The organism is Rhodanobacter sp. C01 (genome assembly GCF_002001045.1).
Taxonomy (GTDB): domain Bacteria; phylum Pseudomonadota; class Gammaproteobacteria; order Xanthomonadales; family Rhodanobacteraceae; genus Rhodanobacter.
Genome location: NZ_MUNR01000006.1, coordinates 242,304 through 254,454, shown reverse-complemented (window position 1 = coordinate 254,454; position 12,151 = coordinate 242,304). Strand labels below are relative to the sequence as shown.

Here is a 12,151-nt window from a genome sequence, read left to right as displayed (position 1 = left end):
TCGGCCAGTCATACGACTGATGATCGACGATGGCCGCATCCCACCCAATGACAGATGAACGCTACGCCAAAAAGGTTACAACCCACTGGTGACAATACGGTCTGAACAAACCGTATGGATTCAAGCGCAGGGCCGCCTTTCGGCGACCCTGTTGCTCAGATCCGCCATGCTGACTGACACAGGCCGTGTGTCAATGCTGCGCGGCGATGATGCTGGCAATCACGCCAGTCGTGATGGCGACCAGGATGAAATCACCGTTGTCGCTGCGCACATAGTGATAACCCCGCGGCGGTGCACGCAGATGCTCGCTCTGCCAGTCATTCACCACATAGGAGCCACCGCGGTATTCGGTCGGCATATGGCCACCCTTCTTGTACCAGCCTTCACTATGGCCGCGCTCGGACATGCTGCGATGGCTCTGATCCTGATGATTCTGGTTCTGATGATCCTGACCCAGGGGTTGAGCCACCAGAGCCGAGGTGGACATCATCAATGCACCGCAAATCAACCACGTACCCAATTGCTTTTTCATAAAGATGCTCCGTTTGTAATGGCGTGAAAAACCTGAGGAACCATGCAGCTCCAAGGCTTCCCTGAGCCGCCTGATGCTTTCGTTGAGCAGGAGGAGCCCGAGGCATCATTGCCCTGCCCCCAACATCACCGCTCAATCCCCAACGCCGCGTGAAGATTCCGGTGAACGGCCTTCACGTTTGGCCCTCAGCCCTTCGTGGTCGCCCTGCCTCTCGGTTACCATTCATGTTTCAGGTATCCAGAGAACCTCCCATGCAGCTCAATCAGGTCAAGGCGATCATCACCGGCGGCGCCTCCGGACTCGGCCATGCAGTGGCGCAAAACCTTGTCGCGAACGGCGGCAAGGTCGCGCTGTTCGACGTCAACGAAGAGAAGGGCCACGCCGCTGCAAAGGCACTGGGCGATGCCGCCCGCTTCTTCCGCACCGACGTCACCTCCGAGGATGGTGTGGTCGCTAACGTGGCTGCCGCACACGAGGCGATGAGCGGCCTCAACGTGGTGATGAACTGCGCCGGCATCCTCGGCGCCGGCCGCGTGCTGGGCAAGGACGGCGCGATGCCGTTGAACACTTTCGCCAGCACCGTGATGGTGAACCTGGTCGGCAGCTTCAATGTCGCCAAGGCCGGCGCGGCGTTGATGCAGGGCAACGAGGCAGGCGAGGACGGCGAGCGCGGGGTGATCATAAACACCGCAAGTGTTGCCGCCTACGAAGGCCAGATCGGCCAGGCTGCCTACTCCGCCTCGAAGGGTGGCGTGGTCGGCATGACCCTGCCGATGGCGCGCGAGCTGGCCCGTTTCGGCATTCGCGTCGCGACGATTGCGCCAGGCATCTTCTGGACCCCGATGGTCGATGGCATGCCGCCGCAGGTGCAGGAATCACTGTCCGCGTCGATCCCGTTCCCGTCGCGCCTTGGCAAGCCGGACGAGTTCGCTTCGACCGTCGCCTTCATCATCGGCAACCGCTATATCAACGGCGAAACGATCCGACTCGATGGCGCGGTGCGGCTGCAGCCGAAGTAATCTTCCAACACCCCATTCCACTCCATACGAATCCATCGCATGAAAGCTTCCGACGTCAAGAAAGGCAACGTGGTCGAACACGACGGCACCGTCTACCAGGTGCGCGACATCGAGCGCAGCTCGCCGAGTGCGCGTGGCGGCAACGTCACATTCCGCTTCACCCTGTATTCGATCCCCGGCGGTCGCAAGTTCGACCTCAGCCTGCGCGCCGACGATGAGTTGCGCGAGATGGACCTGGTGCGCCGCGCGGCGAACTTCTCGTACATGGACGACGGCGCCTTCGTGTTCATGGACGCCGAGGATTACACCCAGTACCTGCTCTCGCCCGAGCTGGTCGGCGACAACGCGGGCTACATCGTCGAAGGCATCGAGGGTTATTACGTGCAGGTGATCGACGAGGCGCCGGTCGGCCTGCAGGTGCCCAGCAGCGTGATCCTGACCGTGGTCGACACCGCACCGGAAATGAAGGGCTCGAGTGCCACCAAGCGCACCAAGCCGGCCAAGCTCGACACCGGTATCGAGATCCAGGTGCCCGAGTACATCAGCAACGACGAGAAGGTGTGGGTAAACACACTCACCGGCGAGTTTGCTGGGCGCGCGTGAGTCGTTTGATGCAGGGTGGCATTCGCCGACGGGGAATCGCAATGTCCTCGGCCGGCCTGCTGCTGGGCGCGCTTGCTGCACAACCTGCATCGGCGCTGTCCGCGGGTAGCGCCGATGCGAACTGGCCCGCACCCATGACGAAGTTCATCGAACGCAGCGAAAACTGCATGCACTTCGCCGGTGAGTTCAACGGCGATGGTTCCGCACGCGATGCCGAGATCAACCACCGAATGGACGAGTTGCGCTGCAACTCGCTGCCTCGCGACCTGCAGGCGCTGCGCAAGCGTTATCGCAACAATTCCCGCATCACCACGCGACTCGATGCCTACGACGATGACGGCATGCCGAGGGATGCCGAACCAGGTACCTGATCAGCGGCAGCGCAACCCGATACCACCTCTACGCCCGGCAGGCGCATGGTGCAAAATCAGCGCTCCGACGTGATTTAAGCGAAACCCTCATGCCCTCCAGCGGTTATTCGCTAAGCGCCCATGCCATTGAAAGCCTGACCCAGATCAAGCGGCCGGACGTGCCGTGGCAGGTGGTATTGCGCAACACCGCCGCGGTGATCCTGCCGCTGGGTATCGGGTTGGCAACGGGGCACACGGAAGCCGGGCTGGCCATCGGCGCCGGCGCGCTGGATACGATGTTCTCCGATCAGCCGGGACCCTATCGCCAGCGCATGCGCCAACTGCTGCTGGCCTCGCTGGCTGCAGGCGTGGCTTCGCTCTGCGGCTTCCTGATCGGCGGCCAGCTGCTGCCGATCCTGCTGGCCACTGCCGCCTGCGGTTTCTTCGGCGGCCTGCTGGTGGTGTTCGGCACCGATACCGCACGGGTCGGCATGACCAGCATGATCCTGCTGGTGATCACCGCCTCGACTCCGACGTCGCCGGCCGGCGCATTGAGCGGCGCGGCGCTGATCTTCAGCGGTGGCCTGCTGCTTACCCTGTTCTCGCTGGCGGCATGGCCATGGCAGCGTTATCTGCCGGAGCGGAACGCACTGGCCAGCGTCTATGCGGGCCTGGCCGCGCTGGCCAGGCAGCAGGCGCACAACGATGCCGAGGTACCTGCGTTGAGCGAGGCGATGACCACCCTGCAACAGACCTTGCTCGGGCGGCACCGGGCCCATGGCCGCGCGATGGAAGCATTCGGCGTGCTGCTGGAACTGGCCGAGCGCATCCGGCTGGAACTCACCGCGATGGCCGAACTGCATGCCAACCCGTCCATCGACGTGATGTTCCGTGACGATGCTGCCCGCGTGCTGGCAGCAATCGCCGATGCGCTGGAGCAAGGTGAATCGCCCGAACAGGCCGCACGCGCATTGCGGACCCTGCAGACCAGCGAAAGCGCGTTGCTCGACGGCCGCAGGAGCAGCAGCCTGACCACGCACATCCATGCGCTCTCCGGCCAGCTGGCTGCAGCGGTGCGCAATGCCGACTGGGCCGGCAGCCGTGGCGAATTGCGCGCCAGCGCGGCGGAAACCCGGCTGCCCAAGGCACTGCGCAGCAGTTCCACATGGGCCACGCTGCGCGCCAGCCTCACGCCGCGTTCGGTAGCGTTCCGGCATGCCTTGCGCATGGCCGTCTGCCTCAGCATTGCATTGTGGATTTCGCGACTATTGCAGCTGCCGCATGGTTACTGGTTGCCGATGACGGCAGCGATCGTGCTGCGACCCGACTTTGCCGCCACCTTCAATTTCGGCCTGCTGCGCGTGCTGGGCACCGTGCTTGGGCTGGTGCTCACCACGGCCCTATTGCACTTCTCGCCGAACGAACCATGGGCGCATCTCGCACTCATGGCCGTGCTGTGCATGGCGTTCCGCTACCTGGCTACGGCGCATTACGGCATCGCGGTGGCCGCGCTGACCGGCACCGTGGTGATCCTGCTTTCCTACGAGGGTGTGGGTTCCAGCGCCGCCGTGGTAGATCGGGTGATCAACACCGCCCTCGGCTGCGGCATGGCCTTGCTCGCATACGTGGCGTGGCCAACCTGGGAGCGCGGCCGGGCACGTGCTGCGCTGGCCGTGATGCTGGATGCTTACGCCAGCTATCTGCGCGCACTGGCGCAACCAGACCAGCACAACGCCCACCACGAGACACGCAGCGCGGCCCGTACCGCCCGCACCAATGCGCAGGCTTCGCTCGACCGCATGCGCAGTGAACCGGCCACGCCACCGGAACTGCTCGCGCTGGCCCGCACCCTGTTCGCCAATGGCAATCGGCTGGCGCGCACCGCGATGACGCTGGAAGCGATGGTCGACGACCTCGCCAGACTGCCCGCACAGGCCGAGATCAGGCACTTCGTGGAGCAGTCCGCCGAGACCGTGCAGGCCATCGCCACGGCGTTGCGTGAACAGCGCGGCATGGACACGCTACCGGACCTGCGTACGCGGCAACGCACGCTGGTAGCCCTGCTGCAGGGTGCCGATGATCGTGCTGCAGCCGAATCGTTGATGCGGCTCAGTGACCGCCTGGTCGACAACGTCAACACGCTGGCGCATGTGGTCAATCGTGCACAGCAGGAATCCTGCACCGAACCCCAGCGCAGCCACGCCCAGCCCTGAGTCGCGAACCCGGCTGCCATCGTGCGACTGCAGCGCGACGCCGGCCCGCAGAGGTTTTACACTGCGTGAATGCTCAAGATCGATACCCACGCGCACATCCTGCCCCGCGACTGGCCGAATCTGGCGGCCAAGTACGGCGACGACCGCTTTCCGGTGATGACGCATACCGATGGGCGCCATCGTATCTACAAGGACAGCCGGTTCTTCCGCGAGGTGTGGGATTCGGCGTTCGATGCGCAAACCCGCATCGACGACTACGCCCGCTTCGGTGTCGACGTGCAGGTGATCTCCACCGTACCAGTGCTGTTCTCGTACTGGGCGCCAGGCCACCAGGCGCTGGAGCTGCACCGCCATCTGAACAACCACATGGCCGGCATCTGCCGCGACTATCCACGGCACTATGCCGGCATCGGCACGGTGCCGTTGCAGGCGCCGGATCTGGCGATCCGCGAACTGGAACGCTGCATCGACGAGCTCGGCCTGCAAGGCGTGCAGGTCGGCTCGCATTGCGGCGACTGGAACCTCGATGCGCCGGAACTGTTCCCGTTCTTCGAGGCGGCCGCCGATCTCGGCGCCGCGGTGCTGGTGCACCCGTGGGACATGATGGGCGCGGCGAGCATGCCCAAGTACTGGATGCCGTGGCTGGTCGGCATGCCGGCTGAGCAGGCTCGCGCGGCCTGCTGCCTCGCCTTCGGCGGCGTGCTGGAACGGCTGCCAAAACTGCGTGTGATGCTGGCCCATGGCGGCGGCAGCTTCCCCTCGACGATCGGCCGTATCGAGCATGGCTTCAAGATGCGCCCGGACCTGGTCGCCACCGACAACCCGCGCAACCCGCGCGAATACCTCAAGCGTTTCTATTTCGACTCCTGCGTGCACGATGATCTGGCATTGCGCTATCTGCTGGATGTGACGGGCGTCGAGCAGGTGATGCTCGGCACCGACTATCCTTTCCCGCTGGGCGAACAGGAGCCCGGCAGCGGCATCGAGGCGCTGGGCCTTGATGACGTCGCACGAGCCCGACTGTTTCATGGCACTGCACTGGAATGGCTGGGTCTGCCCCGGCATCGCTTCGCCCCCGACAATATCGCCACGGAGTCAGCATGAGTTTTCTGCGCAGCGGCACCACTCTCGCCATGGTCATGGCCACCACCTTGCTGCTGGCCGGTCGTGTCCATGCCACCGATGTCAGCATGGCTGACGGCAGCGTGAGCTTCAGCACGCCGGACAGCTGGCTGGACATCATGGAAACCCAGGGCGATCCGGAAACGCGCGTGTTCCAGGTGCCTGATCCATCCCCCACTGGCAAGACCAGTCTCGCCCGCATCACGGTGACCGTGGCCCAGGCTGGTGACATCAGCAGCTTCAACCAGTTCAGAAGCGATGCCACCGCGAAAGCGATGGCACTTCCCGGCTACAAGATTTCCGCCGTGCCGCCGCAGCCGAACAGCAACCTCTACACCGCGCAGGAAAGCGGCACCCAGTTCAGCTACGTCGAGCACTACTGGTTCAAGAACGGCCACGCCATCCAGCTGCGCTGCGTGCGTCCCGCACACAGTCTGGCGGGCGCCGGCTGGGAAGCCGAGTTCGACAAAGGCTGCAACGCGATCGCGGCACACCTGAAATAGATTTTCCCTGGCTCCCTGTAGGAGCGGCTTCAGCCGCGATGCTTTTCCATCGACCCGCGAAAGCAAAAAGCGTCGCGGCTGAAGCCGCTCCTACACAAAACATGCAGGAAACCACCATGCCCGATTACCAGGCCACCGCCGACTGGGCCAGCACCCAGGATGCCGCCGACCCGTTGCGCGCATTCCGCGACGAATTCCTGATCCCGCCGCATGAAGGTCACGACAGTGTCTATTTCTGCGGCAACTCGCTGGGCCTGCAGCCGCGCGCGGTGCGCGAGGCGGTCAACGCGGAACTCGACTACTGGGGCGAGCTGGGCGTGGAAGGCCACTTCAAGGGGCGCCTGCCGTGGATGGACTACCACGAGTTCGTGCGCGACGATCTCGCCGCCGTGGTCGGTGCGCAGCCATCCGAAGTGGTTGCGATGAATACGCTTGGGGTCAACCTGCACCTGATGATGGTCAGCTTCTACCAGCCGACGCCGGAGCGCCACGCGATCCTGATCGAAGCCGGCGCGTTTCCCACCGACCGCTACGCGGTGGAGTCGCAGATCCGCTACCACGGCTTCAGCCCCGCACTTTCACTGATCGAACTGCAAAGCGACGAGCCGAACGGTACCACCTCGCCGACCGCGATCGAACGCGCGCTGGCCGAACACGGTGATCGCATCGCACTGGTGATGCTGCCCGGCGTCCAGTACCGCACCGGCCAGGCCTTCGATCTGAAGGCCATCACCACGCTGGCGCATCAGCACGGCTGCAAGGTCGGCTTCGATCTCGCCCACGCCGTCGGCAACCTGCCGCTGCAACTGCACGACAGCGGCGCCGACTTCGCGATCTGGTGCAGCTACAAATACCTCAACAGCGGTCCCGGCGCGGTGGGTGGCGCGTTCGTGCACGAGCGCCATGCCAGTGCCCATCTGCCACGTTTCGCTGGCTGGTGGGGTCACGACAAGAGCACGCGCTTCCAGATGGGTCCCGAGTTCGTGCCAACCACAGGGGCCGATGGCTGGCAACTTTCCAACCCGCCGATCCTCGCACTGGCACCGCTGCGCGTGTCGCTGCAGATCTTTCGCCGTGCGGGCATGCGCGCGCTACGCGAGAAGTCGCTGCAACTCACCGGCTATCTGGAATGGCTGGTGCAGACCCAGCTGGCCGGTGTACTGGAAGTCGTAACTCCGAATGATCCGCAACGCCGCGGCTCGCAACTCTCGATTCGCGTGACCGGCGGCCGCGAACGCGGGCGCGCCCTGTTCGAATATCTGATGGACCACGGCATCATCGGCGACTGGCGCGAACCTGATGTCATCCGTATTTCGCCCACGCCCCTTTACAACCGGTTTACGGATTGCCTGGCGTTCACAGAAGCAGCTCGCACCTGGAGTCGCAGCGGCTGACTACACCGGCACGACAAGGCCCACCTTGTCGCGGGCCATCACCACGTTCGTGGTGAAGCGCCGGATGTTCTCGTTGTCGAGCAGCAGGCGCCGCGTGAAGGCCTCGAATCCGGCCATGTCGCGTGCCACCACGACCAGTACGAAGTCCGCCTCGCCGGTGACGTAGTAGCACTGCTGCACGTTCGGATCGGCCTTGGCGGCACGGCGGAAAGCGTCGAGCACGTCCGCACGCTCGCGCTCCATCTCGACGCCGACGATGAAGCTCATCGCCTGTCCTACCGTCGCCGGATCAACCACCGAGACTTCGGCCGCGATCACACCCAACTCGCGCAGGCGTTTCAGCCGCCGCTGCACCGCCGCCGCGGACAAGCCGATATCCGCGCCGATGTCCTCGCCCGTCACGCGGGCATCATGTTGCACGCGGCGCAGGATCGCACGGTCGAAATCGTCAAGCAGGGGTTCTTCAGCCATGCCGCACCTTAGCGGCAAAAATCGCGGCGTGCCAACAGGAAATGTCCGCATTGCGCGGCCGAGCCGCGGCGCAAATCGCGATCATGTGCGTAGCCGGCGATCGACTCGCAGCAAGGTTTCTCGATGCAATCGACGCTGGCCGCCGGCCACACCCTCACCTTGACTGGAATACCGATGATCGACCATATCGAGCTGCAGACCCGAAACCTTGATGCAAACCTCCGTTTCTACGGCGACGTACTCGCGCCGCTCGGCTACGAGCAGAAGGTCGACGGTGCAGCGAAAGGCTACGGCAATGGCCACGACCTGGACTTTTTCATTGTCGTCGGCGAACCGTCGGCACACGTCCACTTTGCGTTTGGTGTCGCCAGCCGGGCGCTGGTCGAGCAGGTCTATGCGACCGCCCAAGCGGCAGGGCATCGGCTCGACCACGCCCCGGCACTCGCGCCGCATATCCATCCGAACTACTACGCCGCTTATCTGCGCGACCCGGATGGACGGCTGATCGAGTTCGTGTGCCAGCAGCCGACATGAGCACCATGCCGATCATGGCCCCGAGGAGACTTCGATGAGTTCGCTTCTGACCAACCTGCTGTTCCTGCACAGCCACATCCACGATCCGGAACTCGCCCGGCGATTGGCACAGCACCCGCAGCCCGCGCAAAGACCTGCCGGCAAGCGCTGGCACGTATCCGTCGTCGCCACACTGCTGCCTTTGATCGCACGTCTATGTCATGGCATCGGCGATGGTTCTGTGCGCACGCAATAGCAGGGCAACGAGCAGCCACTTTGCGGTGACCTGACCACCGGAGTGCACGCCCGCCGACGCAGCAGATTCACCTTTTGCCACCGCATGGTGGCATACAAGGCCAACGATGGTGGAGCAGCTCTAGCTCCACCATCGTTGCATGCAGCCAGCATCATGCTCTTCTCTCCGGGTCCGCTTGTTGTAACGTTGGCTGATCACATCGACCAATCCAATCCAGGCAGAGGGGCATGCAATGACTCTTCACCGCATCTTCGGACTGGCTTCGGCATGGATGCCTGCTGTTTTCCTGTCGCTTGTACTGGCGCCATGCGCTTATGCCCAGGACACTACGACCATCGTTGCCGGCCATGCGCGCTTCGAGTTCCTGACGCCATCCCTGGTGCGGATGGAATACGTGCCATCCGGCGACTTCATCGATGCCCCCACGGCCGTCGTGCTGAAAAGAGACTGGCCTGCCGTGCACGCCCAGTCGACGCACAAGGGCGGCTGGCTGGTGGCCAGCACCGATGCCGTGACCCTGCGCTACAAGCTGGACTCCGGCCCGTTCGCCGCGACCAATCTTGAAGTGAGCTGGCACGATGCCACCCACGGCACGCAAACGTGGCATCCCGGCCAGCCCGACCCACAGAACCTGGGTGGCCTCACCTACTCCCTGGACAACATCAGCAAGGCCAACCTGCCCAGCGGGCACATGGATCTCGAAAGCCCGGTCGACGACCTCATCCCCGGCATCGACGTGCACCTGGACGAGGCCAAGCCCGGGCTGCTGAGTCGCAGCGGCTACGCTTTCATCGATGACAGCCGCACCCCCGTGTGGAACGCGCAAAAGACCTGGATAGAACCGCGTCCACGGATGGACGGCCAGGACTGGTACCTGTTCGCCTACGGCCACGACTACCATCAGGTGCTGCAGGAATACGCGCAGTTGTGCGGCCCCGTGCCGATGATCCCGCGCTACACCCTCGGCCCGTGGATCACCGACCTCAATTTCGAATACTTCCCGGATACGGTGGAATCCGGCCAGCCCGAGTTCCTGCGCTACAACCAGCAGTATCTGGAGGACGAGGTTTCGCGGCTACGAGACGAGCACATCCCGTTCGACACCCTGGTACTGGATTTCGCCTGGCACAACTACGGCTGGCAGGGCGGCTACGACTGGAGCCCGCTGATCCCGCATCCCCGGCAATTCATGGAATGGCTGCAGCAGCGCGGCATCAAGCTCAGTCTCAACGACCATCCCGGCTATGCCAACACCGACGAGAGCATCCTGTCCTTCAGTGACAGCCACGCGCCGGACGTACTGCAGGCGCTGGGCCGGCCGCTGCCGCCGAAGCCGACGCTCGACCTGGACATCGCCGGCGGATGGACCTTCGCCACCGACCCGCACGACCAGGGGCTCGACCAGCACTGGTTCGCACCCGGCCACGACGGCCGCGACTGGAAGTCGATACGGACCGGGCTGCCATGGCAGGAACAGGGCTATGCGAACTACCACGGCGTCGCCTGGTATCGCACCTCGGTGCGCCTGCCCGACACGCTGCCCCATGCGCTGTACGTCGAGTTGGGCCAGGTCGGCGGCAGCTACCGGATCTTCGTCAACGGCAAGGAGGCGACGCACAGCTCGATCCGCTGGCCGCGCCGGCTCACCTATACCGACATCACGCCCTATGCCCGGGCCGGACAGGCGAACGACATCGTCCTCCGTGTGGATGGCGGCGGCGGTGACGACACCGGCAACAGCACCGTTGCCGGCCTGCTGCGCGGACCGCTGGCGATCCGCGACGTGCTGCCGCCAAAGCGCATCTATTTCGACCTCTCCGACCAGCGACAGGCGGACATCTTCATGCGCCAGCTGCACCTGCCGCTGATGCAGGCCGGCGTGGACGCGTGGTGGGTGGACGGCGGCGGTGGCTCCACCGAGATGCCCGGGCTCAATCCGCAGCTGTGGACCAACAAGGTCTTCTACGACTTCACCCCGCAGGAGACCGGCAAGCGCGGCTTCATCCTCAGCCGCTACGGCGACTGGGGCAGCGAGCGCTACCCCGCGTTCTTCACCGGCGACACGTATTCGGAATGGCCGGTGCTCGCCTACGAGGTCGCCTTCACCGCCCGCGGCGGCAACGTGCTGGTGCCGTACATCACGAACGATATCGCCGGTTTTCACGGCGCAAAGATCGACTTCGATCTGTATGCGCGCTGGATCGAATTCGGCACGTTCAGTCCAATCCTGCGCATGCACAGCGCCCACGCCAACCCGCGCGAGGGCAATGCGCGCATGCCCTGGGTCTACGGCGACCAGGGCGTGGCGCTGATGCGCAAGTACTTCACCCTGCGCACCCAGCTGATCCCCTACATCTATACCTGCACTTGGCTGGCGCACACCCAGTCCATGCCGATCCTGCGCCCGCTGTACCTGGAGTACCCAGACCTGGACGAAGCCTACCGGCACATGCATGAGTACTTCTTCGGCGACGAAATGCTGGTCGCGCCCGTGCTCGACAAGAGCGGCGAACGTACCGTCTACCTGCCACCCGGACAATGGATCGACTTCTTCACCGGCAAGCACTACGCAGGTGGCACCACGTTCACCGCGCACTATGCGGTGGACCAGACGCCGGTATTCGTCCGCGACGGTGCCATCGTTCCCGAACAGCCGGTGAGCGATTACTCCGACGCCAAGCCGCTGGATACCGTCATCCTCAACGTATATGGCACGGGCAACGGCCACTTCGACTTCTACGAGGACGACGGCGGCTCGCTCGCCTATGCCAAAGGACAGTACGCGTTGACGCCGATGAACTACGCGACCGATGCGACCGGCAGCCACCAACTCGTCATCGGGCCGGCCAAGGGCGCGTTCGCAAATCAGCTGCAGAGCCGTGCGTACGAATTGCGTATCCGCGCTGCCGGCAAGCCCGAGGTAGTCGTCGTGGACGGCACGAGCACCAGCCAATGGAGCTGGGATGCCGCGCAAGACATGGCAACCGTCACGCTGCCTCGGCAGGGCATCCGTAACCGTATCGAGGTGACATGGCGGTGATGCGCGAGCACTGCGACAGTTCTTCCATGCCGCATGACAGCATCGTTCGTGACAGGCTCGAAAGCGGCATGTTTGCAAGGTCTGCTTGCGACCCACTTGAGCCGGTTGCGAACGGCCGCTTTTAGGAGAGACAAC

Annotated in this window: 12 protein-coding genes; 10 read left to right on the top strand and 2 right to left on the bottom strand. The window is 64.1% G+C overall.

The annotated features are described in order from the left end of the window. Positions 1-190: 190 nt before the first annotated feature. On the bottom strand, positions 191-532 hold the full coding sequence (locus B0E50_RS03870) for an RcnB family protein (protein ID WP_077439860.1): 342 nt from the start codon (positions 530-532) through the stop codon (positions 191-193). Between the two features lie 251 nt (positions 533-783). On the opposite strand from B0E50_RS03870, the gene B0E50_RS03865 reads away from it, so the two are divergent. The 7 genes from B0E50_RS03865 to kynU all read left to right on the top strand — a co-directional run bounded on the left by B0E50_RS03865 (position 784) and on the right by kynU (position 7,736). Beyond that, positions 784-1,551 (top strand): SDR family NAD(P)-dependent oxidoreductase, encoded by a 768-nt coding sequence (locus B0E50_RS03865; RefSeq protein WP_077439859.1) that lies wholly within the window; start codon positions 784-786, stop codon positions 1,549-1,551. Positions 1,552-1,590: 39 nt separating this feature from the next. Continuing rightward, a complete protein-coding gene (gene yeiP / locus B0E50_RS03860) occupies positions 1,591-2,154 on the top strand; it encodes an elongation factor P-like protein YeiP (protein ID WP_077439858.1) in 564 nt (187 codons plus the stop codon). A 41-nt stretch (positions 2,155-2,195) separates the two neighbouring features. Beyond that, complete coding sequence (locus B0E50_RS03855) at positions 2,196-2,525, top strand: hypothetical protein (protein WP_077439857.1); 330 nt, start codon at positions 2,196-2,198, stop codon at positions 2,523-2,525. An 89-nt stretch (positions 2,526-2,614) separates the two neighbouring features. Next, positions 2,615-4,717 (top strand): FUSC family protein, encoded by a 2,103-nt coding sequence (locus tag B0E50_RS03850; RefSeq protein ID WP_077439856.1) that lies wholly within the window; start codon positions 2,615-2,617, stop codon positions 4,715-4,717. Positions 4,718-4,786: 69 nt separating this feature from the next. After that, positions 4,787-5,821, top strand: a complete 1,035-nt coding sequence (locus B0E50_RS03845) for an amidohydrolase family protein (RefSeq protein WP_077439855.1) — start codon at positions 4,787-4,789, stop codon at positions 5,819-5,821. After that, positions 5,818-6,342, top strand: a complete 525-nt coding sequence (locus tag B0E50_RS03840) for a hypothetical protein (protein WP_077439854.1) — start codon at positions 5,818-5,820, stop codon at positions 6,340-6,342. Before B0E50_RS03845 ends, B0E50_RS03840 begins: the two co-directional genes overlap by 4 nt. 116 nt (positions 6,343-6,458) lie before the next feature. Beyond that, positions 6,459-7,736: a kynureninase gene (kynU, locus tag B0E50_RS03835; RefSeq protein WP_077439852.1), complete on the top strand. Its 1,278-nt coding sequence runs from the start codon at positions 6,459-6,461 to the stop codon at positions 7,734-7,736. On the opposite strand, the gene B0E50_RS03830 is transcribed toward kynU, so the two are convergent. Beyond that, positions 7,737-8,207 (bottom strand): Lrp/AsnC family transcriptional regulator, encoded by a 471-nt coding sequence (locus tag B0E50_RS03830; protein WP_077439850.1) that lies wholly within the window; start codon positions 8,205-8,207, stop codon positions 7,737-7,739. Between the two features lie 123 nt (positions 8,208-8,330). Here B0E50_RS03830 and B0E50_RS03825 point away from each other — a divergent pair, with 123 nt between their 5' ends. The 3 genes from B0E50_RS03825 (at position 8,331) to B0E50_RS03815 (ending at position 12,016) form a co-directional block, all read left to right on the top strand. Further along, positions 8,331-8,741 carry a VOC family protein gene (locus B0E50_RS03825; RefSeq protein WP_217343192.1) on the top strand — a complete coding sequence of 137 codons (411 nt, stop codon included), beginning with the start codon at positions 8,331-8,333 and terminating at the stop codon, positions 8,739-8,741. A gap of 34 nt (positions 8,742-8,775) precedes the next feature. Continuing rightward, positions 8,776-8,976 (top strand): hypothetical protein, encoded by a 201-nt coding sequence (locus B0E50_RS03820; RefSeq protein WP_077439847.1) that lies wholly within the window; start codon positions 8,776-8,778, stop codon positions 8,974-8,976. 232 nt (positions 8,977-9,208) lie between these two features. After that, on the top strand, positions 9,209-12,016 hold the full coding sequence (locus B0E50_RS03815) for a TIM-barrel domain-containing protein (protein WP_077439845.1): 2,808 nt from the start codon (positions 9,209-9,211) through the stop codon (positions 12,014-12,016). Positions 12,017-12,151 lie beyond the last annotated feature (135 nt).